Source organism: Salinicola halophyticus (assembly GCF_003206695.1).
In the GTDB taxonomy this organism is placed as follows: domain Bacteria; phylum Pseudomonadota; class Gammaproteobacteria; order Pseudomonadales; family Halomonadaceae; genus Salinicola; species Salinicola halophyticus.
The window spans coordinates 104114-130155 of sequence record NZ_PZJN01000009.1; the positions used below are offsets into that span (position 1 = coordinate 104114).

Annotated in this window: 26 protein-coding genes; 15 read left to right on the top strand and 11 right to left on the bottom strand. The window is 63.1% G+C overall.

Annotated features, from left to right (window positions below; all coding sequences use genetic code 11):
- Window positions 1–2: 2 nt before the first annotated feature.
- From DOM58_RS14435 to DOM58_RS14460, 6 genes are read right to left on the bottom strand one after another with little or no spacing between them, the layout of a single operon-like run.
- Window positions 3–146, bottom strand: a complete 144-nt coding sequence (locus tag DOM58_RS14435; RefSeq protein WP_157957557.1) for a hypothetical protein — start codon at window positions 144–146, stop codon at window positions 3–5.
- A gap of 11 nt (window positions 147–157) precedes the next feature.
- The gene (locus DOM58_RS14440) at window positions 158–922 is read right to left on the bottom strand and encodes an SDR family oxidoreductase (RefSeq protein ID WP_110693432.1); all 765 of its coding nucleotides are present in this window, start codon (window positions 920–922) and stop codon (window positions 158–160) included.
- 46 nt (window positions 923–968) lie between these two features.
- A complete protein-coding gene (locus tag DOM58_RS14445) occupies window positions 969–1799 on the bottom strand; it encodes a carbohydrate ABC transporter permease (RefSeq protein WP_110693433.1) in 831 nt (276 codons plus the stop codon).
- Entirely contained in the window at window positions 1796–2692 is an 897-nt protein-coding gene (locus tag DOM58_RS14450) for a carbohydrate ABC transporter permease (RefSeq protein ID WP_245392285.1), read from the bottom strand. Before DOM58_RS14450 ends, DOM58_RS14445 begins: the two co-directional genes overlap by 4 nt.
- Window positions 2693–2695: 3 nt before the next feature.
- Complete coding sequence (locus tag DOM58_RS14455) at window positions 2696–4129, bottom strand: ABC transporter substrate-binding protein (RefSeq protein WP_110693434.1); 1434 nt, start codon at window positions 4127–4129, stop codon at window positions 2696–2698.
- 54 nt (window positions 4130–4183) lie between these two features.
- Window positions 4184–5230, bottom strand: coding sequence for an NAD(P)-dependent alcohol dehydrogenase (locus DOM58_RS14460; protein ID WP_110693435.1), 1047 nt, complete (start codon window positions 5228–5230; stop codon window positions 4184–4186).
- Between the two features lie 399 nt (window positions 5231–5629).
- On the opposite strand from DOM58_RS14460, the gene DOM58_RS14465 reads away from it, so the two are divergent.
- The 3 genes from DOM58_RS14465 (at window position 5630) to DOM58_RS14475 (ending at window position 9086) form a co-directional block, all read left to right on the top strand.
- Window positions 5630–6553, top strand: coding sequence for a helix-turn-helix domain-containing protein (locus DOM58_RS14465; RefSeq protein WP_110693436.1), 924 nt, complete (start codon window positions 5630–5632; stop codon window positions 6551–6553).
- Window positions 6554–6744: 191 nt separating this feature from the next.
- Entirely contained in the window at window positions 6745–8004 is a 1260-nt protein-coding gene (locus DOM58_RS14470; protein ID WP_110693437.1) for a CynX/NimT family MFS transporter, read from the top strand.
- Window positions 8005–8246: 242 nt separating this feature from the next.
- Window positions 8247–9086, top strand: coding sequence for an inositol monophosphatase family protein (locus DOM58_RS14475; protein ID WP_110693438.1), 840 nt, complete (start codon window positions 8247–8249; stop codon window positions 9084–9086).
- A gap of 137 nt (window positions 9087–9223) precedes the next feature.
- On the opposite strand, the gene DOM58_RS14480 is transcribed toward DOM58_RS14475, so the two are convergent.
- Window positions 9224–10312 (bottom strand): SDR family oxidoreductase, encoded by a 1089-nt coding sequence (locus tag DOM58_RS14480; RefSeq protein ID WP_110693439.1) that lies wholly within the window; start codon window positions 10310–10312, stop codon window positions 9224–9226.
- Window positions 10313–10498: 186 nt separating this feature from the next.
- On the opposite strand from DOM58_RS14480, the gene DOM58_RS14485 reads away from it, so the two are divergent.
- The 9 genes from DOM58_RS14485 (at window position 10499) to DOM58_RS14525 (ending at window position 19826) form a co-directional block, all read left to right on the top strand.
- On the top strand, window positions 10499–11422 hold the full coding sequence (locus tag DOM58_RS14485; RefSeq protein WP_110693697.1) for a LysR family transcriptional regulator: 924 nt from the start codon (window positions 10499–10501) through the stop codon (window positions 11420–11422).
- A 121-nt stretch (window positions 11423–11543) separates the two neighbouring features.
- Entirely contained in the window at window positions 11544–12890 is a 1347-nt protein-coding gene (locus tag DOM58_RS14490; RefSeq protein ID WP_110693440.1) for a type II toxin-antitoxin system HipA family toxin, read from the top strand.
- Window positions 12887–13195 (top strand): XRE family transcriptional regulator, encoded by a 309-nt coding sequence (locus DOM58_RS14495; RefSeq protein WP_031385032.1) that lies wholly within the window; start codon window positions 12887–12889, stop codon window positions 13193–13195. The genes DOM58_RS14490 and DOM58_RS14495 overlap by 4 nt, the downstream gene beginning before the upstream one ends.
- 61 nt (window positions 13196–13256) lie before the next feature.
- Window positions 13257–13703, top strand: a complete 447-nt coding sequence (locus DOM58_RS14500; protein ID WP_110693698.1) for a MarR family winged helix-turn-helix transcriptional regulator — start codon at window positions 13257–13259, stop codon at window positions 13701–13703.
- 105 nt (window positions 13704–13808) lie between these two features.
- Entirely contained in the window at window positions 13809–14237 is a 429-nt protein-coding gene (locus DOM58_RS14505; protein WP_110693441.1) for an organic hydroperoxide resistance protein, read from the top strand.
- A gap of 236 nt (window positions 14238–14473) precedes the next feature.
- Complete coding sequence (dcuC, locus tag DOM58_RS14510) at window positions 14474–15865, top strand: C4-dicarboxylate transporter DcuC (RefSeq protein WP_075561584.1); 1392 nt, start codon at window positions 14474–14476, stop codon at window positions 15863–15865.
- A 76-nt stretch (window positions 15866–15941) separates the two neighbouring features.
- Window positions 15942–17324 (top strand): lyase family protein, encoded by a 1383-nt coding sequence (locus DOM58_RS14515; protein WP_110693442.1) that lies wholly within the window; start codon window positions 15942–15944, stop codon window positions 17322–17324.
- Window positions 17315–18295, top strand: a complete 981-nt coding sequence (locus DOM58_RS14520) for an alpha/beta hydrolase family protein (RefSeq protein WP_223162191.1) — start codon at window positions 17315–17317, stop codon at window positions 18293–18295. Before DOM58_RS14515 ends, DOM58_RS14520 begins: the two co-directional genes overlap by 10 nt.
- Window positions 18296–18614: 319 nt before the next feature.
- Entirely contained in the window at window positions 18615–19826 is a 1212-nt protein-coding gene (locus DOM58_RS14525; RefSeq protein WP_223162192.1) for an OprD family porin, read from the top strand.
- Window positions 19827–19848: 22 nt separating this feature from the next.
- On the opposite strand, the gene DOM58_RS14530 is transcribed toward DOM58_RS14525, so the two are convergent.
- Together DOM58_RS14530 and DOM58_RS14535 are read right to left on the bottom strand one after the other, a co-directional pair.
- A complete protein-coding gene (locus DOM58_RS14530) occupies window positions 19849–20796 on the bottom strand; it encodes a LysR family transcriptional regulator (protein WP_110693445.1) in 948 nt (315 codons plus the stop codon).
- Between the two features lie 118 nt (window positions 20797–20914).
- Window positions 20915–21337 (bottom strand): RcnB family protein, encoded by a 423-nt coding sequence (locus tag DOM58_RS14535; RefSeq protein WP_110693446.1) that lies wholly within the window; start codon window positions 21335–21337, stop codon window positions 20915–20917.
- A gap of 229 nt (window positions 21338–21566) precedes the next feature.
- Here DOM58_RS14535 and DOM58_RS14540 point away from each other — a divergent pair, with 229 nt between their 5' ends.
- The 3 genes from DOM58_RS14540 (at window position 21567) to DOM58_RS14550 (ending at window position 24333) form a co-directional block, all read left to right on the top strand.
- Window positions 21567–22796: an MFS transporter gene (locus tag DOM58_RS14540; protein WP_110693447.1), complete on the top strand. Its 1230-nt coding sequence runs from the start codon at window positions 21567–21569 to the stop codon at window positions 22794–22796.
- Between the two features lie 5 nt (window positions 22797–22801).
- Complete coding sequence (locus DOM58_RS14545) at window positions 22802–23356, top strand: DUF924 family protein (protein WP_110693448.1); 555 nt, start codon at window positions 22802–22804, stop codon at window positions 23354–23356.
- A 722-nt stretch (window positions 23357–24078) separates the two neighbouring features.
- Window positions 24079–24333: a hypothetical protein gene (locus DOM58_RS14550; protein WP_110693449.1), complete on the top strand. Its 255-nt coding sequence runs from the start codon at window positions 24079–24081 to the stop codon at window positions 24331–24333.
- A gap of 238 nt (window positions 24334–24571) precedes the next feature.
- Here DOM58_RS14550 and DOM58_RS14555 read toward each other — a convergent pair whose 3' ends face one another.
- Entirely contained in the window at window positions 24572–25174 is a 603-nt protein-coding gene (locus DOM58_RS14555) for a LysE family translocator (protein ID WP_110693450.1), read from the bottom strand.
- Window positions 25171–25947, bottom strand: a complete 777-nt coding sequence (locus DOM58_RS14560; protein WP_110693451.1) for an alanyl-tRNA editing protein — start codon at window positions 25945–25947, stop codon at window positions 25171–25173. The genes DOM58_RS14555 and DOM58_RS14560 overlap by 4 nt, the downstream gene beginning before the upstream one ends.
- Between the last annotated feature and the right edge of the window lie 95 nt (window positions 25948–26042).

Sequence of the window (26042 nt, forward strand, 5' to 3'; positions counted from 1 at the left end):
GGCTAGACGCTCAGCGGCGCAAGCCTAGGCGCGATCATGTTCTCCGGGCGCAGGATATCGGCGAGCGCAGTGGCATCCAGCAGGTTCTCCTCCAGCACCAGCTCCAGCACGCCGCGTCTGGAGACCAGCGCTTCGCGGACAATCATGCGAATCGCCGCTACCAGAGGGTGTAGCCGCCATCCACCACGACGATGGAGCCGGTCATGAAGCTCGAGGCGTTGCTGGCCATGTAGACGATGGTGGGGCCGAGTTCTTCAGGAGTCGCGGCGCGCTGCATGGGCGCGTCGTCGATCCAGCGCGGCTTGAAGCGGGGATCGTCGACCGGCGCCATCGCGGTCTTGACGTAGCCGGGGGCCAGCGCGTTGACGCGGATGCCGTAGGGCGCCCATTCGGCGGCCAGCGACTTGGTCAACTGGTGCACGGCGGCCTTGGAGGCGTTGTAGGCGGGCTGCATCTGCGGGCGGTTGACGATCATCGCCGAGATCGAGCCGATGTTGATGATCACGCCGCCGCGCGACTGCATCCGCCGGCCGGCGGCCTGGGCGCAGTACCACAGCCCGTGAACGTTGATGTCGAAGATCTCGCGCCAGCGTTCGGGGGTGACCTCCAGTGCCGGCGCATGCTGGCAGGCGCCGGCGTTGTTGAGGAAGATATCGACCGGGCCGAGGCCGGCCTCGACCTCGTCGAGCAGGGCGTCCGCCGCCTCGGGTTGGGTAATGTCGCCCTCCACCGCCATGGCGCGGTGCCCGGCATCCTCCAGGGCCTTGACCACCTCGAGGCTGCGGGCGTGGCCGCGGGCGGCGATGGCGACCGTCGCGCCAGCCTCGGCCAGGGCGTGGGCGAACGCCTCGCCGAGCCCGCCGTTGCCACCGGTGACCACGGCGACCTTGCCGATCAGGTCGAACTGCGACATCACGTTCATGCTGGTCTCCTCCCTCTGCTGCAGTGTGGAATCGCCTGCCGGTGCGTCATTTCACGGCGCCCATGGTCAGCCCCTGGACCAGCCAGCGCTTGACCAGCAGCCCGGCGATCGCCATCGGGCAGACCACGATGGTGCCGATCGCCAGCAGCTTGCCCCAGTCGATACCGGTCTGGGTCAACAGCTGTGCCGCGGCGATGGGGATGGTCTGGGTGCTGGGCCCGGAGAAGGTCTGGGCGAAGGCGTAATCGTTCCAGGCGAAGATGAAGCACAGGATGGCGGTGGTCACCAGCCCGGGGGTCATCAGCGGCAGCACCACGTAGCGGAACGCCTGGAACTTGGTGGCACCGTCGATCATCGCCGCCTCTTCCAGGTCGGGCGGCAGGTCGTCGAAGAAGGCGGTCATCAGCCAGATGGCGAAGGGCAGGTTGAAGCTCAGGTAGGCGACGATCAGGCCGACGTGGGTATCCAGAAGGTAGAGATAGCGGAACAGCAGGTACAGCGGCACGATCACCGCCGCGATCGGCGCCATGCGAGTGCTGATGATCCAGAACGCCAGGTGCTGCTTGCCCTTGATCCGGATCCGCGACAGCCCAAAGCCTGCCATGCAGCCGAGCACCACGGCGATCAGCGTCGAGACCCCGGCGATCAACAAGCTGTTCATCAGGTAGGGCCAGAGGCTGTTACCGCCGCTGAACAGCGAGGCGTAGTGCTCCAGGGTGGGCGTGAAGAAGACCCGTGGCGTGTTGGCCGTGATGACACTGTTCGGCTTGAACGAGGAGAGCACCATCCACACGATCGGCACCAGCGTCCACAGCAGCAGTAGCGTCAGCAGGACGATCTTGACGGTGAGTGAGACCCAGCGCTTGGGAGCAGTCATGAGCGCTTCTCCTGGCGTTTGAGCAGCTTCATGAACGCATTGGCGACCAGGATCGAGAACGCCAGCATGGTGATGCCCACGGCGGCGGCATAGCCCAGGTCGAAGAAGCGGAAGGCGATGTCGTAGAGCCGGATGGGGATGATCTTGGTGGAGTCCGCCGGCCCCCCGTTGGTGGTGATGAAGATGATCGCGAAGAAACGGATCGCATCCATGGCGCGGATCAGCAGTGCCACCAGCAGGATATTGGAGATCGACGGCAGGATGATGTAGAGCAATTTCTGGCCATACTTGGCGCCGTCCATCTCGGCCGCTTCCAGGATATCCTCGGGGACCGAAGCGAGCCCGGCGAGCACGATCAGCGCCACCAGCGGGGTCCACTCCCAGACGTCCATGAGGATGACCGCGACCATGGCGGGGCCGACGCTGCCGAGGATATTGCCGTCGAACAGGCCGGTTTCATTGAGCAGCCAGGCATACAGGCCGTGGCTGGGGTCGAGCATGAAGCGCCCGAGCAGCCCGACGATCACCGGGGCGATGAACATCGGGATCAACAGCAGCGAAATGATGATGTTGCTGCCCCGCGTCAGGCTGTAGACCAGCAGCGCCATCACCGTGCCGAGGATCATCTCCAGGCCCACCGTGGCCAGGAAGTAGAACAGGCTGATCAGCCAGCTGGAGCGGATGTCCGGGTCGGTGAACACCCGCTGCCAGTTATCGAGACCCGAGAACTCGAAGGTCAGCCCGCCCATCAGGCTGACGTCGTTGAAACTCATCCAGATGATCGAGAAGAACGGGACCAGCGTGATCAGGGCGAGCAGGAGAAGGGCTGGCGACATCATCGCCAGCTCGAACCCCTGTCGTCGCGCCGAGGGTTTTCCGGTCAGCAGCGCCATGCCTCACGCCCCCACGATGCGGTCGATGCGCTGCTTGGCGCTCTGCATGGTCTCCTCGGGGGACATCTGCCCCGCCAGCATCTTGGAGAGTTCGGTGAAGATCACCGTGTCGACCTCGTTCCACTGGGGGATCTTGGGCCGCAGGCCGATGTAACCCTCCTGCCAGGCGGTCAGCATGGTGTCCGCCGTGAGCATGTTGGGCATGTCGGTGGGCGGGGTGCTGGCGGCCTTGACCTCCGGCATGTCGTAGACCGACTGGCGGGTCGGGGTACCGCCGCCGACCTGGCTCTTCAGGCCCATCAGTTGGGTCTGCGGCGAGGTTGCCCAGACCAGGAACAGCCAGGCCGCTTTCTGCTTCTCGGGCGAGGCGTTGGCATTGATGCCGATGCCCGTGCCGCCCCACAGGTTGGCGCTGCGCGCCGGGCCCTTGGGCAGCGGGGCGTAGCCGACCTTGCCCTTCAGGTCCGAACCTTCCAGCGAGCCGGCGAATTCGTGCCACTCCGGCATCATCGCGAACTCGCCGTTCTGGAAGGCGTTGGCGACACCGGTCCAGTCCCAGCTGGTGCTGCCGGGGTGGGCGACCTTGAGCAGCTTCTGATAGAAGCGCGCCGCTTCCAGCGAGGCGTCGCTGGTCAACTGGCAGGCGCCGGGGGAGTCGGTGCCGAGCAGGCCGACCTGCTCGCCGTTGGAAAAGTAGCTGCCGCCGTAGGCGAACAGCACGTTGGAGAAGTCGCACATCAAAGAGTCGTACTGCTGGGCCTGGTGACCGGTGCCGTACTTGACCTCGCTGGCGTTGCCGTTACTGAACCACGCGGCGATCTGGTAGTACTGCTCCCAGGTCGTGCTGTCCGACGGCATGGGATCGAAGCCGAGATCCTGCTGCATCTGGTCGTGGTATTTCTCGAACAGGTCGCGGCGGTAGATCCAGATCATCGTCGGGCAGTCGTAGGGCAGGGTATAGAGGCTTTCCTCGTTCTCGAAGCGGCCGGCGGCGGCCAGCTGCGAGGGGATGAAATCCTCGATGCCCTTGGGCACGACCGGCTGCTGGTCGTCGTTGATGAAGGTGTTGAGATCCACCAGGCCGCGGTGATAGGGCGCGAGCACCTGGTAGGGGTCGGCATAGATCACGTCGAAGGCGCTGCGGCCAGCGCCGAAGTCCAGCGCGACCTTCTGCACCAGGGCGCCCAGCTGCATCTCGGTGATGTTGACGGTGATGCCGGTGAGCTCCTGGAACGACGCCAGGTTGGCGGCGATCGCCGTGGTCGGCGGGGTGTTCTCGGAGATGAACTGAATGGTGGTGCCGCTGGCCTGCCTCCAGGCCTCGTCGCTGGCCATGCCCTGGGCCAGGGCCGTACGCAGCGATCCCGCCCCCATCAACGACAGGCCAGCGAGTCCCCCCATTCCTTTCAGTATGTCGCGACGCTTGAACTGGGTCATTGTTGTTCACCTCTTGGTGGGTTCAGGTCCAGTGTGCTTTCTGGGCTGTCGAGGTCAGGCGTCAAGCGTGATCTGCAGCTTGACGTCATCGGGTCGCGCGCTCGCGGCGCGTTCGAACGCGGCGATGCTCTGCTCGAAATCGAAGGTCTCGCTGATCAGCGGCTTGAGATCGACCTTGCCCGAGGCGATCAGGTCGATCGCCCGGTCGTAGACGTTGGCGTAGCGGAACACCGTCTCGATGCGCAGCTCCTTGGCCTGGGCCGAGACGATGTCGAAGGTGACCGGCTCGACGGGCATGCCGACCAGCACGACCGCGCCGGCGGGCCGGGCGCAGGCCAGCACGTCGTCGTAGACCCTGGGGCTGCCGCTGGCCTCGAACACCACGTCGGCGCCCCAGTCCTCGCCGCAGCGCCGGTCGACGGCTTCGCGCAGCGACTCCTGCGAGACGTTGACGGGGGTGATGCCGGCGTAGCGTCCGGCGATCGCCAGCTTCTCCTCGACCAGGTCGGAGACCAGCACCTCGCTGGCGCCCCCCGCCAGCGCGGCCAGGGCGACCATCAGGCCGATCGGCCCGGCGCCGGTGACGACGCAGACGTCGCCCGGCTGCATGCGCGCCTTGACCACCGCCTGCATGCCGATGGCGAACGGCTCGATCATCGCCCCCTCGGCGAAGGAGACCGAATCGGGCAGCGCGAAGGTGAAGGCTGCCGGGTGGATGACTTCCGGGGTCAGGCAGCCGTGCACCGGCGGCGTGGCCCAGAAGCGTACGCTGGGGTCGACGTTGTAGACGCCCAGCCTGGCGGCACGCGAGGTGAGATCGGGAATGCCGGGTTCCATGCACACCCGCTCGCCTACCCGCAGGTGGCTGACATGGCTGCCGACTTCGGTGACCACGCCGGACGCTTCATGGCCGAGCACCATCGGCTCGCGGATCACGAAGGGGCCGATCCGGCCATGGGTGTAGTAGTGGACGTCGCTGCCGCATATCCCGACGGTGTGTATGCGGACGCGAACATCGTCGGGCCCGAGTCGGTCCGGCAGGTCGATCTCGCGTAGCGACAGCTCGCGTTGCTTTTCCAGCACCAGGGCTCTGGCTTTCATGGCGCGTTTCCCGGGAGATATTGACATGGGTCGAGAGTCGGTCGATACGCGACCACACCCTCGCTATCGGCGTGGCAATGAACCTACGCCTCGCGCCGGAAAAGCGGCTAGGCTGTAATTTTCGAGACAATGGTACTTTTTTGCAGACCTTGTCGGGCCAACTGGCAACCGATTGTTTTATATCGCTATCTAGGGGTCGTCGAAAAAATGTCCTACCAATCCAATAGGCTTGGCAGGACCAAAGTCTACCTTGATACCAAGGTATAAAAGTCCACTGTTCCGCTCTGTTTCAGGATATATAGTGGCTCTGGAAAGGAGGACCAGTGCAGGCATTTTTCAGGCAGAGCGTAGACCTCATCCAGGCCTGATAGCGCTGATAGAAAGAGGCTCCGATAACTCATGATCGCTGCGCAGCTCAACGATACTCGTCTTGGTGCGCCTGTCTTCGAAAGCGTCACCCAGGATCCGAAGTTCAGCTTCTACTGGCACTGCCATGATTTTCCCGCGCCCATCGCCCGCTGGAATTATCACCCAGAGTACGAGTTGCATCTCATCCGTTACTCGGAGGGGCATGCGTTCGTGGGCGATTACATTGGCCGCTTCGGACCCGGCAACCTGGTACTGGTGGGGCCGAACATTCCGCACGCCTGGTTCAGCGACCCCGACGAGGCACGACCGGTCATCGAGGGGCGCGATGTCGTGCTGCAGTTCAAGGGCGAATGGCTGGAGCACATGATGGAGCTCTGCCCGGAGCTCAACTGCCTGTCGACGCTGATCGAGGACTCGGCTCTGGGTGTGGAGTTCGAAGGGGAGGAAGCGGCACGCTGCGGCGAGTTGCTGGTCACCATGGGCGAGCAGGACAACGCCGGCAGGCTGTTGACCATGCTGACCATCCTCCGCAGCCTCTCGCAGTGCGGGTACCACACCCTGGCCGGCCGCGGGTACGGCCTGGATGCCAGGAGTACCTCTTCCGAGCAGGTCGATGCCGTACTGCGCTATATCCACGACCATTTCCACGAAGAGCTGCGCATGTCGAGGCTGGCCGAGCGGTACGGCATGACTCCCTCCACGTTTTCGCGCTTCTTCAAGCACGCCACCGGCGATACCTTCGTGGCTTTCCTCAGGCGTATTCGCATAGGACACGCCTGCCGGCTGCTGCTGGAGGGTGAATACTCCGTTGCCGATATCTGCTTCCAGGTCGGCTACAACAATCTCTCCAATTTCAATCGCCACTTCCGCGAGCAGAAGGGCATGACGCCGCGCCAATACCAACAGCAGACGGCCGATCTGGAACGGCATGTCACGATCTATCCCCTACCGTGAAAACGGGGAAACTCGGTCCATGGAGGGGAAAAGCTCTCCTTGCCGAGGCGTCCTTGAACTCCCCGCTCCTGAAGTCGACATCACTACCCTCTCGCGACCATTGGTGTAGAACCATCCCGGTCCTGGCCGTGATCGGCTACCCTTGCGTCCTCGGCTTGCCGCCGTGAAGCAATATCTTTCGATCTCCAAGGATGGCTCTCTTGTCGACTTCCGCGATGCCCCGCCGGGGCGTTCTGACTCTCGTGGCGCTGCTACTGGTGGCGCTCAACCTTCGTCCGGCGCTGACCAGCGTGTCGCCGGTGCTCGGCAGCATCGCCGAGGCGCTGGCGCTCTCCCCCAGCTGGCAGGGCATCCTGACCACCCTGCCGGTGCTGTTCCTGGGCCTGGCGGCACCGCTGGCGCCGCGGCTGGTGCGTCGCATCGGGCCGGAGCGCAGTGTGTTCGCCGCGCTGGTGGTGCTGGCGGTGGCGCTACTGGCGCGGCCCTATATCGGCACGGCGGGGCTGTTTCTGGGAACGGCTATCGCCGGGAGCTGCATCGGCATCATCGGGGTGTTGCTGCCGGGCATCGTCAAGCGCGACTTCCCCCGCCGCGTCAGCATCATGACCGGCCTCTACACCGTGGCGCTCAATCTCGGCGCTTCCGCTGCCGCGGGTACCACCGAGCCGCTGCGTCAGCTGCTCGGTGGTGGCTGGCAGGACGCTGCGCAAGGCGCTTCACAAGGTGCTGCACAAGGTATCTCGCACGGCTCCTGGCAGGGTGCGCTGGCGTTCTGGCTGCTGCCGGCGGTGATCGCCGCGCTGTTGTGGCTGCCACAGCTCAAGGGCACCAAGCCCGTTCGCGTGCCCGTCCGTCGCGGTGCGCGCCTGCGTCACGACCCGCTGGCGTGGCAGGTGTCGCTGTTCATGGGGTTGCAGTCGTCGCTGGCGTACATCGTGTTCGGCTGGCTGCCGACGATCCTGCAGGATCGCGGGCTGGAGGCGGTCACCGCGGGGTTGGCGCTGTCGGTATCGATTCTGCTGCAGGTGATCACGGCGATTCTGGCCCCTTGGGTCGGCAGCCGTATGCGCGACCAGCGGGCGGTGCTGATCGGGGTGATGACGCTCACCCTGATCGGGCTGCTGGGCTGTCTCTATGCGCCGATCGGCAGCATATGGCTGTGGATCGTGGTGCTGGGGCTGGGCCAGGGCGGCACCTTCAGCATGGCATTGACGTTGCTGGCCCTGCGCGCGCCGGACGCCACCACCGCGGCCAGCCTTTCGGCGATGGCCCAGGGCATCGGCTATACCCTGGCGGCGATGGGGCCGCTGCTGGTCGGCGTGCTGCACGACTGGAGCGGCGGCTGGAACGTGGTGGGGTTTCTGGTGAGTGCGATCGCCTTGGCTGCGCTGGTCATGGCGCTGGGTGCCGGGCGTGACCGACAGGTGGCGTCGACCTATGGTGTGGACTGACGGCGTGGACTGACGGCGCAGACTAATACTCAAGCCGACGAACCGGGCCGCCGGAATCGGTTACCCTAGGGTTTGTACGAAAAGTCGGCGAGCGATGGCCAGACAAGGCAAAAATCAGCGATGAGACGGAGTTTACGGGGTGTAAATGAGTACTTTGAGCTAATTTTTAACGCTGTATGGCCGAGCGCAGCCAGTTTTCATACAAAGCCCAGGAAGCAGACCCAACGACCCAGGAGACTCGCATGCCAGCCAGAGCCATCAGCCTCGAGCAACAGCAGCGCCTGATCGAGATCGTGCGCGATGCCGCCAAGACCGAGATCCTGCCGCGCTTTCGCAATCTCTCCGAAGACGCGATCCGCTCGAAGAGCGCGCCGGACGATCTGGTGACAGACGCCGACCAGGGCGCGGAACGGATGATGACGGCGGCGATCCACGAGTTAATGCCGGAGGCGACGGTGATCGGCGAGGAAGCGGTCGCCGATGGCAGCGCCAATCTCGACGACATCGCCGGTGCCGAGCTGGCGCTGATCATCGACCCGGTCGACGGCACCTGGAACTTCGCTCGCGGGCTCAATCAGTTCGGGGTGATTCTGGCAGCGACCAGCTTCGGCGAGACCATCTTCGGCCTGCTCTACGATCCGCTGGCGGATGACTGGATCGTCGCCCGCCACGGCGAAGGCGCCTGGTTCGGCCGCCCCGACGGCACCCAGCGCCAGCTGCAGGTGTCGGACACCGACAAGTTCGACGAGATGGTCGGCTCGACCTCGATCCGGCTGTTCGCCAAGCCGCAGCAGTATCAGCTGGCGGCAACCTTCCCCGACTTCCAGCGCATGATGGCCTTCGGCTGCGCCTGCCATGAATATCGCACCATGGCGTTCGGCTTCGTCGACTTCATGCTCACCGGCAAGCTGATGCCGTGGGATCACGCCGCGGGGCTGATGATCCACGCCGAAGCCGGCGGCTATTCGGCGCTGCTCGACGGCACGCCCTATCAGCCGACGATTCACCAGGGCACGGTGCTGGCCGCCAGCTCAAGAGCGCATTGGGAGCAGCTGCGCGAGAAGTTCAGCTTTCTGGTCTGAACGCGACCCGGGCGTTTTCAACACCCATGACGACGAAAACCGGCGCCGAGAAGGCGCCGGTTTGCTTGCTGTCATCGACACGAACCTGTCGTCGATAACGTCTAGCTGTCGATCAAAAAACGATCACCGAGACCGGATCAGGGGATGATCTTCTCGGCGCGCAGGCGATCAAACAGGTCGAAGAACGCCGCTCGCGTCTCGCGGAAGTGATCGAAGCCGAAGTCGCGGGACTTGGTGGTGTCGTTGACGCACTCCTGATCGCGACCGAGATCCGCATCGGTGTGCCACCAGGAGGCCAGCTTGCTGACATCCGGCTCGACCAGATCGTGCTTTTCGGCAATCTCGCGCCAGGTCGATTCGGCACCGGCCATCTGCGTTTCCAACGGCTGCATCGACTCCGGGTCGTCCGAGGCTTCGGGCCCCTGAACTTCGAGACCCTGAGCCTCTAAACCAAAGTACTCACCGATCTCGCGCCACATCCGGCGCCAGCGGAAGACATCTCCATTGACGGTGTTGAACGCCTGGTTGGCCGCCCCCGGTGATGTCGCCGCCCATTCCATCTGCCGCGCCAGCACCAGCGCATCGGTCATGTCGGTGAGCGCATTCCACTGCGTCTGCGAACCCGGGAACACGAACGGCTGGCCGGTCGCCTGGCAGATCGAGGCGTAGACGGCGATCGTCGTGCCCATGTTCATGGCGTTGCCGCGGGCGTAGCCGATCACGGTGTGCGGGCGGTGCACGTTCCAGGCGAAACCGTGACGCTCGGCGGCTTCGAACAGCACGTCTTCCAGCGCGTAGTAGAAGTTGTCGCCCGGCACGCGCGGCTCGGATTCGCGGAACGGCGTCTCGATGCGCCCGCTGCCATAAGCCTCGAACGAGCCCAGATATTGCTTGGTGCCGGTGACCAGTGAAGCGTGATCGAGCTTGTCGCTGTCGAGCGCGTCGAACAGATTGCGCATCATCTGGCTGTTGGCCTCGACGTTGGCCTTCTCGTTGTCGCGGCGAATCCAGGTGCAGTAGAAGACGTGAGTGATCGGCAGGCCGGCCAGCGCCTGTTCGGTGGCGGGCTGGTCCAGCAGATCGGCGGCGACGGGAATCACGCCGCTCTGCTCGGTGGCGCGACGAGAAAGGCCGTAGACGGTCCAGCCGCTGGCCACCAGGTAAGACGCCAGATTGCCGCCGGTGATGCCGGTGGCGCCGACGACGAGTGCAGTCCCTTTACGCATGATCGATGACCTCCTTTCGAGTCAGGGAGTCGAGTCAGGAAGATCCGGTATCTCGCCGGATCGATGAATGCAGTCTGGTAGCGGCTGATCGTTGCTACAATCGAAAGCGTCGCAAATCTTTATTGCGCCAGACGCAACCTCAGACATTTCAAAGCCATGGGTTTCAACGTCGTGAATCTCAATTCGCTGGATCTCAACGCCCTGCGCGTGTTCGAACGGGTCGCGGCGACCGGCAGTTTCACCGCGGCCGCGCATCACTTCCACCGTGCGGTGTCGTCGGTATCCCGCCAAATTCGCGGGCTGGAAGAGGCGGTCGGGCAACCGCTGCTGTATCGACATACCCGTGCGGTCACCCTGACCGAGGCGGGAGAGCGCTACTACGAGGAAGTGCGCGAGATTCTGGAGCGGCTCGATCTTGCCACCGAAGCGCTCACCTATCCCGACCCCGAGCCCAGCGGCGTGCTACGGATCAATGCGCCGGTCGCCTTCGGCCAGCGCCAGATCGTGCCGCTGCTGCATGCTTTCCAGCGTCGGCATGCCGGTATCACCGCCGAACTGCAGCTGAGCGATCATGTCGTCGACCCGGTACGCGAGGGTCACGACATCACCTTTCGCGTCGGCGATCTGGCCGACTCCTCGCTGGTGGCACGCCGTCTGGCGCCGATGAATTACGTGGTGGCCGCGGCACCGAGCTATCTGGCCGCGAACGGCGAGCCGCGGACGCCCGAGGCGCTGAGCGATCACAACTGCCTGCTCTATCAGGGTGAGATGGGCCGCCAGCGCTGGTATTTCCAGGCGCCGGACCAGAGCGGTTCGACCCCGTTCGAGGTCGCCGGCAACCTCTACAGCAACGATGCCGAGAGCCTGCTGCGCGCCGCGCTGCTGGGCCAGGGTCTGGTGCTGTTTCCGACCTGGCTGATCGGCGATGCGCTTTCGCGGGGCGATTTGGTCCCGCTGCTCGAAGCGTGGCGCGGAGAGGTCATGCCCGGGCGCCGCGATATTCACGTGCTGACCACCGAGCGCCGCCTACGAACGCGCAAGGTGCGGGCGTTTCTAGACTATTTGCGGGAATCGCTGGCGCCACAGCCGGCCTGGGATCGGTGGCGATGACATTGCCATTTTGAGCAATTTATTTCTCACTAATGACGAGAAAAGCATTTTATGAGCAAAAAATAGCTCACTCCAGTCGGACATGATAAATTTGAGCAATAATTTACCCAGTACACTCGATATGTCACTGACGATACAGTTGTTTCATCACGGCCAATGGCACGATGCCGCAGAACTTCAGATCGACGATCCGAAGGCGGGTCGACGCGGCACGATTGCGCTGGGCTACTCGACCGATTACGCCATCGACTGGATGGGCCGGGACGACGAGCACGCCTGCAGTCTGAACTTGCCGGTCGAGCTGATGCTGCTGTATCGCCGGAAGAACTGGTTCGCCATGCTCGACGACATCATGCCGTCGGGGGCCAGCCGGCGTTACTGGGTCAATCGACTGGGACTTCAGTCACTGCCCCCGCACGAACAGGACCACGCCTTGCTGGCCCAAGGCACGATAGCGCCCGTCGGCAATCTGCGAATCAAGCAGGCGCTGCCCCAACTGCCGACGGGTAGCCAGCTGAAACACCATCGATTCACGCTGGACGATGTCGTGGAACGCCATACCGACTTTCTGGAATATGCCCAGCAGGTGGGCGCCGCCGGCGGCGGTGCGACCGGCGCGGGCGGCGAAGCCCCCAAACTGCTGCTGCGTCGCAGCCCGCAGGATGAGATCTGGATCGATACCTGGCAGGACGATCCCCGCAATACCGATGCGCATTACCTGGTGAAATTCCCCCGTGGGCCACGCTCGGAGATGGATTGCGACATTCTGCGCGCGGAGTACCACTACTATCACGAGCTGCAGGCGCTGGGCGTCGATACCATCGCCATCCGCGGTATGGAACTCATCGAAGGGGGACGCTACCCCAGCCTCTGGCTGCCTCGATTCGATGTGGATTTCATCAAAGGAGAGCGCACGCTTTACGGTCTGGAGTCGCTCTATTCGCTGCTGGAGAAGCCTCCGGGCACTTTCCTCAATCATTTCGAAGCGATCGACACGCTGATTGCCAAGTGTCAGCAGCAATATCGCGTCAGGGAAATGGGCGAGTCCTTCGACGTTTCCCGTTTCGTCGTGGAGTGGGTCAAGCGGGATCTTCTCAACGTCACTTTCGGCAACTCGGACAATCATGGCCGCAATACCGCGATGATCAAGCGGCCCGATGGCCTGGGGCTGGCGCCGGTCTATGATTTCGCGCCCATGAAGGCGGACCCCGAAGGCATCATGCGCACCACGCAATGGGGCGCACCCTACGAAGAAGGCGGCCGTTTCGACTGGCAAGGGATCGCTCAACGGCTCGATCCGCTGGTTCCCGCCGACGACCTGCTCGCCGAGCTTCGCCAGCTGGGAAGACGATTGAAAGGCCTGAAGGCTCGCCTGCGGCAGCGAGGCGTTCCGAATTCGATTCTCGATCTGCCCGCGCTAGGGTTCGATTATCTCGACGAAAAACTCGATGCCTGGGGGCTGACATGAGCCGTCTTTCTCCTCAGGAACGCGAAGCGCTGCTGTTCGATCTGCTCGACCAGCTGTTCGAGGAAAAAATCACCACGGGAGCGCTGCTGAAACGACTGCGCCGGGAGGTTCTGGAGATGAACCAGACCCGCTATGCCGCACTGGCGTCGGTGAGCCGCCGGACGCTCTCGGCCATCGAGAACGACAGCGGGACCCAATCACTGGGTTCTCTCAATCGCGCCTTTCGCCCTTTCGGGCTCAGCGTGGGGTTGCTCCCGCGTGATCGGTCGACCCGCCAGCGTCTGTTGACGCGATCCTCCTCGTGATCACCTTCATAGCAAAACCTAATTGGCGATTGAATCGTGCGCGATATAAATTGCTCGCATGATGACACCCGATGACACCGACGACGCCTTGGCTCTCGAATCGCAGCTCTGTTTCGCGCTCTATTCGACACAGCTGGCGATGAACAAGCTCTACCGCGGCCTGCTGCGCGAGCTCGATCTGACCTATCCCCAGTACCTGACCATGCTGGTGCTGTGGCAGCGGGACCGGCAGACGGTATCGGAGATCGGCGAGCAGCTCTATCTGGATTCGGCCACGCTGACGCCGCTGTTGAAACGGCTGGAAGCGGCGGCGCTCATCACCCGGCAGCGCTCACGCCAGGATGAACGCCAGGTCGAGATCGCCTTGACCGAGAAGGGCCGTTCGCTGCGCGAGCAGGCCAAGGCGATCCCCCATGCCGCCGGCTGTGCGGGCCAGTGCACGCCCGAGGAAGCCGCCGAGCTGCGCGACGCGTTGCATGGGCTGCGTCAGCGACTCGACACTCAGTGAAGCGTTGGCGCGTTTAATAGAAGACTATTTTCAGCCAGCTTTTTACCCCAATAGATCGTACGCGATTTAATCGACCGCGATCTTTAACTCGCAAGGAGATTCACCATGTCACTCGATAAAGTCCTCTACCGCGCCGAAGCAACTGTCACTGGCGGCCGCGACGGCCGGGCCACCGCCGCCGACGGTGTCATCGATCTCAAACTGTCGACGCCCAAGGAGCTGGGGGGCGCCGGCGGCGACGGCACCAACCCCGAGCAGCTGTTCGCGGCCGGTTATTCCGCCTGCTTCATCGGCGCGCTGAAACTGGTCGCCTCGAAAGAGAAGGCCAAGCTACCCGACGATACCCGGATCCAGGGTGAAGTCGGCATCGGCCCCAAGGGCGAGGGTTTCGGCATCGAAGCGACGCTGACGGTGAAGCTGCCGGGCATGGATCGGGAACAAGCCGAAGCCCTGGTCGAGAAGGCCCATCAGGTCTGCCCCTACTCCAACGCCACTCGCGGCAACATCGATGTGACCCTGAACGTCGAAGTGTAGGCATCGCCCATCTTTGGCTGAAAATTGACGGCCCGGGTCATCGAAAGATGGCTCGGGCCGTTACATCTTTGGTCGCAACACGGGTCGAAATAAGACTTTCACCGGATATTTATCGATTTAATTTCAAAAAGTTATCGTGACATGCAAAAACGCGATGCGGGCATAGCGATAACGCAATAGCCTCGCGCCGCCGGCGCTGACTACCGTGTCGACTCCAACAATCAAGGGATTCGATCATGGTCGCGTTTCTCATAGCCATGGCGGTGACGGCGTTCGCCGGCACGCTGGTCATCAAGAAATACCAACCGCAGACCGTGCTGCTGCTCGCCGGGCTTGCGCTGTTCGTCGCCACCGCGCTGTTCTTCCCCGCGCAATCGGTGCTGTTCAAGGAGACCGAAACCAGCGGCTGGGCCGGTTTCGATATCTTCGAGTTCATCCATCAGATCATGTCCTACCGCCTGGCCGGGCTGGGGCTGATCATCATGGCCGCCGGTGGCTTCGCCAAGTACATGGACCATATCGGCGCCACCCAGGCGATGGTCAATATCGGCACCCGCCCGCTGGCGCGGATGCGCGCGCCCTATCTGGTCCTGGCGCTCGGCTATGCCGTGGGGCAGGTGTTGAACATCTTCATCCCCAGCGCAGCGGGGCTCGCCATGCTGCTGCTGGTTACGCTCTATCCCACACTGGTACGCCTGGGCGTCAGCAAGGCGTCCGCCGCGGCGATGATCGGCATGACCTCGGTGCTCGATCTGGGGCCGGCCTCCGGCACCGCCAACCTGGCCGCGCATACCGCCAACATGGACGTGGCGATCTACTTCGCCCAGTACCAGATCCCGGCGTCGCTGTTCATCGTGCCGGTCATCTGCGTGCTGACCTACTTCAGCGCCAAGTATTTCGATCGTCGCAGCGGCCACGTGGTCGATCCCGACCCGACCGCCCACGCCATTGCCGATGGCGAGACGGAGGCCCCGCGTGTCCCCGGCTTCTACGCGCTGCTGCCGATCCTGCCGCTGACGCTGATTCTGATCTTCAGCAAGCTGCTGATCCATCAGATCGAGATCGGCGTGGTGACGGCGATGATCATCGGCGCCGTGCTGGGCCTGTTCTGCGAGATGGTGCGCAAGCGCCGTGAGCTGCAGGCGGTATTCAAGGGCTTCATGACCTTCTTCCAGGGCATGGGCCAGATGTTCTCCTCGATCATCTCGCTGATCATCTGCGCCGAGTTCTTCGCCGCTGGCCTCACTGCGATCGGGGCCATCGACTTCATGATCGGCGCGGCTCAGGGCGCGGGATTCGGCCTGTTCGGGATGACCCTGGTCACCTGTCTGCTGGTCGCGGTGACCGCCATCCTCACCGGTTCCGGCAACGCGGCGTTCTTCTCTTTCGCCGGCCTGGCGCCCAATGTCGCGGCCGCCACGGCCGCCGGCCCGGTGGCCCTGCTGCTGCCGCTGCAGTTCACGGCCGGGATCGCGCGCTCGCTGTCGCCGGTTTCCGGGGTGATCATCGCGGTCAGTGAAGCCGCCGGCTGCTCACCCATCGATATCGTCAAGCGCACCGCGATCCCGCTGATCGGCGGCTTGATCGTGCTGTTCGTCTATACCGCGCTGTTCGTGGGCGTGAAATGAGCCGCGATCTTCCGCGAACCGATGGTCTGAACCTGCAACGTCGAACGACTCTGCACACCTTTGGCGAGAACCGACCATGAATATTGATCAGCTTCCCGATTCGACCGACCACCTCTTTTCTCGCGATGCCACCTGGCAGGCGTGGCTCGAGGTCGAAAGCGCGCTGGCGCTGACCCAGGCCGAACGGGGCATGATTCCCACTGCCGCCGCGGCGGAAATCGAGCGCTGCGCGACCCTCGATCAGCTCGATCGCGAGGCGCTGGCCACGGACATCGAACGCACTATGTCGCCGGTGATGTCGCTGGTGCGGGCGCTGGCCGAACGCTGCGATGGCGACGCCGGCGGCTACGTCCACCTCGGCGCCACGACGCAGAACATCATTCTCACCGGCAAGATGCTGCAGCTGAAGCGTTCGCATCGCTGGCTCAAGGCGCAGCTCGCCGCGCAGCTACAGTGTCTGGCGGATCTCGCCGAACGCGGCGCCGAATGGCCGTGCGTCTCGCGCACCAATCGTCGCCACGCCCTGCCGATCACCTTCGGCTACAAGGTCGCCGGCTGGATCGAGGAGCTGGAGCGTAACGTCGAGCGGCTGGAAGCGGTCGAAGCGCGCACCTTCGTGCTGACTTTCGGCGGCGCCAGCGGCGCCATGCACAGCTACGCCGACGAAGGCCAGCCGCTGGCGGAAGCGCTGGCTGTCCGGCTCGGTCTCGGCGTCTCCCGGGTTCACTCCCGCGCCGCCGTCGACGGTCTGGTCGAGTACATCACCACGCTGGGGCTCTACGCCGCCGGCTGCGAACGCCTGGGCCAAGAGCTCTACACGCTGATGGCCAACGAGTTCGAGGAGGTCAGCGAAAACCAGGGGGATGAAGTGGTCGGCAGCAGCACCATGCCGCACAAGTTCAACCCTAAGTTTGCCGTCAATCTACTTGCCGAGGCCGGCGAGCTCCGCAGCCTGGTGGCGCCGGCGCTGGAGACCGCGCGCCCCTCCCACGAGGGCGACGCGTCGTGCAATTTCCGCCTCTACAAGCTGCTGGATCAGGCCGGCACGCTCGCCTATCGGGTCGCTGCCACCCAACACACGCTGCTGAACCGGCTGGTTCCGCGCCCCGAGCGGATGCGCGAGATCCTGATGGCCAACGCCGCACCGCTGATGTCCGAACACATCATGCTCGAACTGAGCGAAGAGATCGGCCGCCAGCGTGCCCACGATCTCGTCCACGAGGCCATCGTCGCCAGTCGTGACGGCGATCTCTCCTTTGCCGAGGCGCTGTTCGAAAACGATACCGTGCGCCGCCACTACGGCGACCGGGCCGCGCTCGACCAGGCCCTCGCCCCCGAGCACTACACCGGACAGAGCCGCCAGATCGCCCTGGCGATGGCGGCCTCGGCCCGGCATCTCGCCACGCGTCTTGCACGCGCTTTCGAAGAAGAAAAAGAAGAGGAAGGATCATGCCAATAACATCAAGACGCTCTCTTCGCCTCATGCTGGCGCTAGGCGGCCTCGCTCTGTCGCCGCTGGCGCACTCGCAGACGTCTCAGGTATCAAATACTTCTCAGACCCTGGCCACGGGCAGTCATGAATCGACCTTCACGCTGCCGGACAGCCAGCGCCAGATCGAAGTCGCAAGCTACGTGCCCGAGGATGCCGATGCCCAGACACCGATCGTGTTCGTGCTGACCGGCCTCAAGCGCAACGCCGAGGATTATCGCGACGCCTGGATCGACGCCGCCGACGAGTACGGCTTTACCATCGTCGTGCCACGCTTTTCCAAGCAGGACTATCCCGGCGTCGCGGGCTACAACCTAGGCAATCTGGTCAGTGCCGACGGCCAATCCAACCCGCCCGAGGCATGGTCGTACAGCGTCATCGACGGCCTCTTCACCGATTTCGAGCAGGCCGGTCAGACCGAACGCCAGCGCTACTACCTGTTCGGTCACAGCGCGGGCTGCCAGTTCGTCCACCGCATGCTGACCTTCGTGCCGCAGTCGCGGGTCCAGGCGGCAATCTGCTCGGCGGCGGGCTGGTGGACGCTGCCCGATACCGACAACGAGTGGCCCTACGGGCTCAAGAACGCGCCGGTCGAGGTCGACCGCGATGCCCAGCGCCAGCTCGCCGGCCTGAATCTGCTAGTGACGGTCGGCGCCGAAGATACCGACCCCTGGCACAAGTATCTGCGCCGCAGCTACCAGGCGATGGCCCAGGGCAACAACCGGGTCGAACGTGCCTGGGTCTACTACAAGACCGCCGAGCAGAAGGCCAACCGCTACGGCTTCGACTTCCACTGGGCATTCCAGACCGTGCCCGACGTCGGCCACGACAACGCCGGCATCGCCCCCTTCGCCGCCAAGCAGTTCGCCGCCTTCGAACGCGATGGCACCTTCGACGTCGTCACGCCGGAGACACCGCCGGACAGCCAACCCCACCGCTAGCTCTCGACTTCGCAACGCCTTTTCGATCACCGCACCTCGTTCGCTCAGCGGGCGAGGCAGGGAACCTGCGCCCGCTCGATGGTCAAGTCGAGCCGCGGGCGGGCGCTCCACGCCAGCAGTTCCCGACAGCTCCCGGCAATACCCAGAAGCTCCCCACAACATGAAAAACGAACAGGAGTTCATCATGACCACGCCATGCCACCGCACCACGATCCGGCGATCCCGACTCGCACGCGCGCTCCCGGCCCTTTTGACGACAACGCTTCTATCGGCAACAACCCTTCTCTCGATAGCAACGCCTCTCGCGGGCACCTGCACTTTGGCATTGACTCTGGCGCTCTCCGCGCCAGCCCAGGCCGATTTCCTGGCGGACAGCACCGCGTCGCTGGAACTCAAGAACTACTTCATCACCCGCGACTATCTCGAGGGAGACACGGACGACAACAAGCGCGAGGAGTGGGCGCAGGGCTTCCTGTTCCGGGCCGACTCCGGCTTTACCGAAGGCCCGGTCGGGCTCGGCGTCGATACCATCAGCATGCTGGGGGTGAAACTCGATTCGAGCCCGTCCCGTTCCGGCACCGGTTTGCTCGAGATCGATGACGATGGCCGCGCCGAGGACAACTACACCAAGTTCGGCGCCACCGCCAAGATCCGTGCCGGCGACAGCGTGCTGCGCTACGGCTACCTCGAGCCTCGACTACCATCGCTGCGGCCCAATGCCAGCCGACTGTTCACGCAATCGTTTCGGGGAACGCAGATCACCTCGACCGACATCGACGGGCTGGAGCTGACCGCGGGCCAGCTCAACCGCACCCGCCAGCGCGACGAGACCGACTACGAGCCGATGGCGCTGACTCGCAAGAGCAGCGCCTATGGCAAGGCCACCAGTACCCGATTCCAGTTCGTCGGCGGGGAGTATCATCTCGGCAAGCGCGCCCGGCTCGGCTACCACTACGCGCAGTTGGAAGACATCTACCGCCAGCACTACGTGGGGCTGAGCGACGGCATCAATCTCGGTTCGGGTCGGCTGGGCGCCGATCTGCGCTACTTCGACGCCAGCGAACAGGGCGCCGCCGAGGCCGGTGAGGTGGACAACCGCGCCGTCAGCACGCGACTGCGCTATCGACTGGACGGGCATAGCTGGAGCGGCGGCTATCAGTCCCAGTTCGGTACCACCCCCTTCACTTATCTCAGCGGCACCAACGTCTATCTGTTTTCCCAGTACCAGATCAGCAATTTCACCGAGACCGACGAGCGGGTCTGGCACGTCCGTTACGACTACGAGTTTTCCCGGTTCGGGCTGCCGGGGCTGACCTTCATGATGCGCTATGCCATGGGCGATCAGGCCAGCGTCAACGGGTTCGATGGCGAGGCGCGGGAGTGGGAACGGGACGTCGACATCGAATACATCGTCCAGGGCGGCATGCTCGAAGGGTTATCGCTGCGCTGGCGCAATGCCGCCCGGCGCGCCAATTTCACCCGTGACGTCAACGAGAATCGCGTCCTGCTCGGCTACACCTTGAAACTGTAGACGAGAAACGCCTCGATCCGCCTCACGGCAGCAGGGTGACGCCGTCACGGAACGCGCGGTCTCCCTGGCCGCGCGCCTCCAGCGTCTCGCGTAATGCCTCGATGAAGCGCCGCGCAATGGGACGCTGACCCGCCGGCGGCAGAATGCAGGCGTAGGTCAGGTCGGTGGCGGGCGTGATCGGCCGCATCACCGTGCCGCCGCCCTCACCGCCAGAACCCATCGTGGCACCGCAGCAGGCCAGATCGAGCAGCCCCAGCCCGAATCCCGCTTCCACGAAGCGCGGCACCAGTTGCGTCGAGCCGACCTCCAGCGCGATGCGGGGCTTGCGCCCGATCCCCTCGAACAGCCGCTCCAGCCGCTGGCGCCAGATCTGTTGCGGCTTGAGGGTGACGAAAGGCGAGTCAGCCAGCGCCTCGACCGGTATCCGTTCGAGCGCCGCCAGCGGGTGCTTCGCCGGCATCAGCACCTGAGTCGTCGCCTGCAGCAAAGGCTCCACTGCCAGCTCGACGATGGCGTTCTCCACCGGCAGCGAGAGCAGGCCGATGTTGTAGCGTCGCGACCCGACCTGACGCTCGACGTCGAAGCGACTGCCGATATCGATCTTGCAACTGAGCTCGCGACAGCCCTCGCGCAGGCGGGCGATCGCCGCCGGCAGTAGCGTGGCGCCGATGGGCGCGGAGGTGATGATGCGCAGGCTCTCAACCGTCTGCTGGCGGATCTCGCCGGCGATGGTGGGAATCTCCTCGACGCCGTTGAGAATGTGCTCGGCCTCGCGGTAAAAGCGTTCGCCTTCCAAGGTCAGCAGCAATTTCTGGTGGGTACGCTCGAACAGCGTCAGCTTGAGTTCCGCTTCCAGCGTCGCGATCAGCCGGCTGGCGGCGGGCTGGCTCAGATTGGCCGCCTGCGCGGCCGCCGATAGCGAGCCGTGCAATACGGTCAGCCGGAAGAGTCTGAGAGCCTTGAGATTCATGTGGGTCACGTCGCCAGTGGAGCGAAGCGACGAGCCTACCAGAAGCCGGAGAAGAGACACTGCCGCTTTGGTGTAAGGCGCCGAAAGCGCGCTGACCCGCAAGACGGCAGCGCCGAAATCAGCGCCCCAGCACGATCGCCGCGATCACGCCGGTGGCGACGGCTGCCAGCACATAGTCGCCGTCGATCCGCATCCAGCGGTGGCCGTGGGGCGGTTGCGGCAGGTGACGCGAATGCCAGTCACGCACCCAGTAGCGATCGTCGCGGTAATAGCGGCTGGCAATATGACCTCCTTCACGCCAATCATGATGGTGATCGCGGTAGCGGCCGTGATCGTGCCGGCCGTGATCGTGATGATCGTCTCGACCATGGGGGCCGCCGTGATCATGGCCATGGGGCCCGTGGTCGCGGCCGCGATCATGGCCCGGGCCGGGCCCATTACCAGGACCGTGTCCGTTACCCTGTCCGGGATTGGCCTGGGCGAGGCCGCCGGTGCTCAGTGCGGCAATCATGACGCCAATCGTCAATGCACGATGTTTCATGGAAACCTCCTTACGTCGCCGTCTTCACGAAACGAACAGCGAGTGAGTCCGGGGAATGCACCCAGCTTGACTCGGCAATAAGAAAACAGCGTTCACGAATTGTGCAACTCGCGCCTGTCCCATGCCGATGGGCGGTGCCCGCCGGAAAAGTCGGCGCATGGACCGCAGCGGTTCCCACTTAGCGTGCTAAGATCGCAAGCACCTCTTCCTTCGCCCGGACTCGCCGCCCGTGTCAGCCATCCCCGCTCAAACCGCAGCACCCACGCCCTGGCCCACCATCGTGCTGCTGGCGATGACCGCGTTCTGCGCCGCCGCCACCCAGCGAATTCTCGACCCGATGCTGCCGCGCCTAGCCGAGGTCTATACCACCACGCTGAGCGCCGCGTCCTGGGCGATCACCGCCTTCGCCATCGTCTACGGTTGTCTGCAGCTGGTGCTGGGACCGAGCGGGGACCGCTACGGCAAGCTGCGAGTGATCTCGCTGTTTTCCCTGCTCGCCGCCGTGGCCAGCCTGCTGTGCGCGCTATCGGGCAGCCTGGCGACCTTGATCGCGGCGCGCATGCTGACCGGCGTGGGTTGTGCCGCGGTGATCCCGCTGGCGATGGCCTGGATCGGCGATAACGTCCCCTACGAGCAACGTCAGGCGGTGCTGGCGCGGTTTCTGATCGGGCAGATCGGCGGGCTGGCCTGCGGTCAAACCTTCGGCGGGCTGGCCGCGGAGCAGGATTGGTGGCAGTGGCCGTTTCTGGTCTATACCCTGCTGTTCGCCGCCGCCAGCGGCTTGCTGTGGTACCGCGCCGGCCGTCACGAACGGCCCCAGAAGCGGGAACGGGAATCGCTCGGCGTGAGCCTGCGTCACGTAATGCAGAAGCCGTGGCCGCAGGTGGTTTTGATTACCGTGTTCTTCGAGGGTGCGGCGGTCTTCTGCGGGTTCGCGTTCGTGGCGAGCCATCTGCACATCGCCGGCGGGCTGCCGTTGACAGAAGCCGGGCTGATCCTGGCGGTGTTCGCGCTGGGAGGGTTGAGCTTCGCGCTGCTGGCCCGACGGCTGGTGCCAAAGCTGGGCGAGAGCGGGCTGTGCCAATCGGGCTGTGTGCTGATCGCGATCGCGCTGGCCGCCATCTGCCTGAGGCCAACCCCCGGCGTCGCTATCGTCGGCTGCTATCTGTTCGGGCTGGGGTTCTACATGCTGCACAACACGCTGCAGACCACCGCCACCCAGATGGCGCCGGAGCGGCGTGGCGCGGCGGTGTCACTGTTCGCCACCGCCTTTTTCACCGGGCAGTCGCTGGGCACCGCCATCGGCGGCGGGATCATTGCGCTGTCCGGCACCGCACCGACGCTGGCGCTCGCCGCCGTCGGGGTGCTGCCGGTCGGCTTCGGCTTCGCCTGGCAGATCCGCCGTCGCGACCGCGCGCTGACCGACTATGCTGCCCCTGCCGACCCGACGATCAGGTGACTCCCGTGACCACTACCCTTGTTCACCCTCAACAGGTTCTCGATTTCTGGTTCGAGGAATTGACCCCCAAGGACTGGTTCCGCAAGGACACCGACCTCGACCGCACCATCGCCGAGCGCTTCGGCGACACCCTGGCCGCCGCCGCGCGTTGCGAATGCTGGCATTGGCGCGAGACGCCTTCCGGCCGACTGGCAGAGATCCTGGTGCTCGACCAGTTCTCGCGCAACGTTCATCGCGATACCCCGGAAGCTTTCGCCCAGGACCCGCTGGCGCTCGCTCTGGCGCAGGAAGCGATCGCCGCCGGCGATGACGCCATATTGCCCACGCAGCAGCGTATCTTCGTTTACATGCCGTTCATGCATAGCGAATCGCTCGTCATTCACGACCAGGCGGCGATGCTGTTCGACCAGCCTGGCATGGAAGAGCAGGTCCGTTTCGAGCGACGCCATCGCGAGATCATCGAGCGCTTCGGGCGCTATCCGCATCGCAACGCGATTCTGGGCCGAGCGTCGACATCAGACGAGACCGAGTTTCTGAGCCAGCCGCGGGCGTCGTTCTAGAGCGCGTAAAAGTTTTTAACTTTTCATTCAAGCTTTCCATCCCCCTCCCGCCAACCTCTGCTCAGGATAGATTCCTAACAGAGAGGCGCCCGAGGCAGTCAGCTGTGTCACGCTGTGATAAACGATATCTTCAACCCGCGCCATCTAGCTCTTGTGCGCGCCGCGTGGTGACGTTACTCACCAAGGTTAGCCTTCATCGGCTCGATTCAGACATTGTACATCTGATCGTTCAGTGGAGATGCAAGCTTTAGCTGACCTCTTAAGGCTTCAATGGAGTCCAATTTCGCCGCAGGGCGTTATGCTAGTCACTAGCGTATAGGCTACGCAACTACTCCCGATATCTGTAGCGCTTTATCTCTATGGGGCACTTCTGGTAAGGTGCGAACGTAATAAAACGTATACGTCAATTTACACTTAGATCAGATGACAACATCCCACTGCTTTCAGGCATTATCCTAAGATGAAAAAAATTCTACTTATGTTTACAGTCTCGCTTCTATTATCAGGAAATTCATATGGTTACGATATTGACCTCTACAGAAGCGCGAAAACATTAATTACGGCAGCTGGATATACTTGTGACAACGTCGACAAGGTTAATAAGTTTTTAATGGGAAGGGGGTACACTGTATATTGCAATAACTATACTTATAGCTACGAGATGGAAGACAAAGGTGGCAGATGGGTAATAACTCCGGATTAAACTCTCTTGGAGGAAGAAAATGAATCATAAAATTATCGTAGCTTGCTTCATGATTATACCCAACTTCTCTTATGGAGCTTCGCCAGAACAGGATGTCAGCAAAATTTTATCGGCTAATAGCAAAGACGAAAAATGTGAGCTCTTCTTTAAAAGCTACATAAACCATGCAAGCAAAGAAGATTATGATGGTGCAGACAAAATCATTGAATTAATAGATAAAAAGGATGGTGATTTAGTCGACTATTGCGATAAAAATCGTAGCAAATTCATCTAAACTACATAAGAAGAAGCATTGCTAAATAGTCACTGCTATAAGGCAGTGACTATTCAGTTGGATACATAAAGCAAGAAACCTTATCAACACCTACTTATCGTAGATATACAAGTCAATCAACCTAGCGTAGAAAAGCAGCTGGACCACGAGCAGCATCATCACGATTCCGGGGCAAAATTAACACCAAAGGAGACCGAGTTTCTGCGGTCGTTCTAGCTACGAAACCTCGCTGCGTGCCTCAACTCAGAATGAAGCCCACGCAGGCGGCGGTCGCCAGGCCCATTACGCCGTTGAAGATCCGCCAGGCCCGCGGTGTCTTCAACAGCCTGCCGATCGCCATGCCGAAGCCGGCCCAGCAGGAAATGCAGAAAAACCCGACGAACTCCATGAACAGCGACAGCACGGTCGCGTTCAGCAGCAGCGATCCTTCGTGCGGCATGAAGCCGGCGATCAGCGCAATGCCCATCACCCACGCCTTGGGATTGACGAACTGGAACACCGCCGCCTGCCAGGCGTTCAGCGGGCGCGCCCCTTCTTTAGCGGTCAGGTCCGGGGGCGGCGCGGTGGCGATCTTCCACGCCAGATAGAGCAGATAGACGGCGCCGACGATCCTGAGCGTCTGCTGCAGCACCGGGAAACGCTCGAACAGCACGCCCAGACCCAGCGCCACGGCCATGAACAGCGTGAAGCAGCCCGCCATGATGCCGAAGATATGCGGCAGGGTACGGCGATAGCCGTAGAGCGCACCGGAGGCGGTCAGCATCACATTGTTGGGGCCAGGCGTACCGCACATCGAGACCGAAAACAGCGCTACCGAGAACCACCAACCAAGCGACATCATTGGCCACCCCCGGCATTTCCGCCCGGATTGGGCATATCCGACGCCGCCCAGGTGAGCGTGAAGCGACGATTGCGCGCGCCACGATTCTTGATGCTGGCGACCTGCACGGCGCCGATCTCCGCGGTCGAGGCGACATGGGTGCCGCCGCAGGGCTGATAGTCGATGTCGCCGATACGCACCATGCGAATCTCGCCGGCGCCGCGCGGCGGTGCCACCGACATCGTCTTCACCAGCTCGGGATGCGCGTCGAGCTCCGCTTCGCTGATCCATTCGCTGGTCACCGGATAGTCGTCGGCAATCAGCCGGTTGAGGCGTTCGCTGAGCTCGTCCTTGTCGAAGCTGGCCTCGCCCAGATCAAAATCCAGCCGGCCGCGATCAGCACCGATACTGCCACCGGTAACGCCATGGGGCACGATCACGGAAAGCAGGTGCAACGCGGTGTGCATGCGCATGTGGGCGTGGCGTCGTTGCCAGTCGATCTGCTGGGTGACGCTCTGACCCGGCTCCAGTCCATGAGTCGGATCGAGCAGGTGATGCACCTCGCCATTGTCGCCCTTGCGCGTATCGAGAACCTTCAACGTACGGCCGTCGGCGGTGATGAAGACGCCCTGATCGCCCGGCTGTCCGCCGCCATGGGGATAGAACAGCGTGGCGTCGGTTACCACGACACCGTCATCCCCAATTGCCCCTGTCGTTGACCCTGTCGTTGACAACACGGTCGCCAGGCTTTCCCTAGCGTAGGGCAGTTCGCGGAACGTCAGGACGGTAGACATCGGACACCTCTTCAGAGAATCAATCTGTACCCGGGAATCGTTTCTCGGTAATCGTATGGGTACAATTTATTGACAAAACGACCAAATAGCCGAAC

What these genes read in the sequence shown, in the direction of transcription:
- DOM58_RS14435 (WP_157957557.1), bottom strand. Translation starts at nt 146, where the DNA reads ATGATTGTCCGCGAAGCGCTGGTCTCCAGACGCGGCGTGCTGGAGCTG.
- DOM58_RS14440 (WP_110693432.1), bottom strand. Translation starts at nt 922, where the DNA reads ATGAACGTGATGTCGCAGTTCGACCTGATCGGCAAGGTCGCCGTGGTC.
- DOM58_RS14445 (WP_110693433.1), bottom strand. Translation starts at nt 1,799, where the DNA reads ATGACTGCTCCCAAGCGCTGGGTCTCACTCACCGTCAAGATCGTCCTG.
- DOM58_RS14450 (WP_245392285.1), bottom strand. Translation starts at nt 2,692, where the DNA reads ATGGCGCTGCTGACCGGAAAACCCTCGGCGCGACGACAGGGGTTCGAG.
- DOM58_RS14455 (WP_110693434.1), bottom strand. Translation starts at nt 4,129, where the DNA reads ATGACCCAGTTCAAGCGTCGCGACATACTGAAAGGAATGGGGGGACTC.
- DOM58_RS14460 (WP_110693435.1), bottom strand. Translation starts at nt 5,230, where the DNA reads ATGAAAGCCAGAGCCCTGGTGCTGGAAAAGCAACGCGAGCTGTCGCTA.
- DOM58_RS14465 (WP_110693436.1), top strand. Translation starts at nt 5,630, where the DNA reads ATGATCGCTGCGCAGCTCAACGATACTCGTCTTGGTGCGCCTGTCTTC.
- DOM58_RS14470 (WP_110693437.1), top strand. Translation starts at nt 6,745, where the DNA reads ATGGCTCTCTTGTCGACTTCCGCGATGCCCCGCCGGGGCGTTCTGACT.
- DOM58_RS14475 (WP_110693438.1), top strand. Translation starts at nt 8,247, where the DNA reads ATGCCAGCCAGAGCCATCAGCCTCGAGCAACAGCAGCGCCTGATCGAG.
- DOM58_RS14480 (WP_110693439.1), bottom strand. Translation starts at nt 10,312, where the DNA reads ATGCGTAAAGGGACTGCACTCGTCGTCGGCGCCACCGGCATCACCGGC.
- DOM58_RS14490 (WP_110693440.1), top strand. Translation starts at nt 11,544, where the DNA reads ATGTCACTGACGATACAGTTGTTTCATCACGGCCAATGGCACGATGCC.
- DOM58_RS14495 (WP_031385032.1), top strand. Translation starts at nt 12,887, where the DNA reads ATGAGCCGTCTTTCTCCTCAGGAACGCGAAGCGCTGCTGTTCGATCTG.
- DOM58_RS14500 (WP_110693698.1), top strand. Translation starts at nt 13,257, where the DNA reads ATGACACCCGATGACACCGACGACGCCTTGGCTCTCGAATCGCAGCTC.
- DOM58_RS14505 (WP_110693441.1), top strand. Translation starts at nt 13,809, where the DNA reads ATGTCACTCGATAAAGTCCTCTACCGCGCCGAAGCAACTGTCACTGGC.
- dcuC (WP_075561584.1), top strand. Translation starts at nt 14,474, where the DNA reads ATGGTCGCGTTTCTCATAGCCATGGCGGTGACGGCGTTCGCCGGCACG.
- DOM58_RS14515 (WP_110693442.1), top strand. Translation starts at nt 15,942, where the DNA reads ATGAATATTGATCAGCTTCCCGATTCGACCGACCACCTCTTTTCTCGC.
- DOM58_RS14520 (WP_223162191.1), top strand. Translation starts at nt 17,315, where the DNA reads ATGCCAATAACATCAAGACGCTCTCTTCGCCTCATGCTGGCGCTAGGC.
- DOM58_RS14530 (WP_110693445.1), bottom strand. Translation starts at nt 20,796, where the DNA reads ATGAATCTCAAGGCTCTCAGACTCTTCCGGCTGACCGTATTGCACGGC.
- DOM58_RS14535 (WP_110693446.1), bottom strand. Translation starts at nt 21,337, where the DNA reads ATGAAACATCGTGCATTGACGATTGGCGTCATGATTGCCGCACTGAGC.
- DOM58_RS14550 (WP_110693449.1), top strand. Translation starts at nt 24,079, where the DNA reads ATGAATCATAAAATTATCGTAGCTTGCTTCATGATTATACCCAACTTC.
- DOM58_RS14555 (WP_110693450.1), bottom strand. Translation starts at nt 25,174, where the DNA reads ATGATGTCGCTTGGTTGGTGGTTCTCGGTAGCGCTGTTTTCGGTCTCG.
- DOM58_RS14560 (WP_110693451.1), bottom strand. Translation starts at nt 25,947, where the DNA reads ATGTCTACCGTCCTGACGTTCCGCGAACTGCCCTACGCTAGGGAAAGC.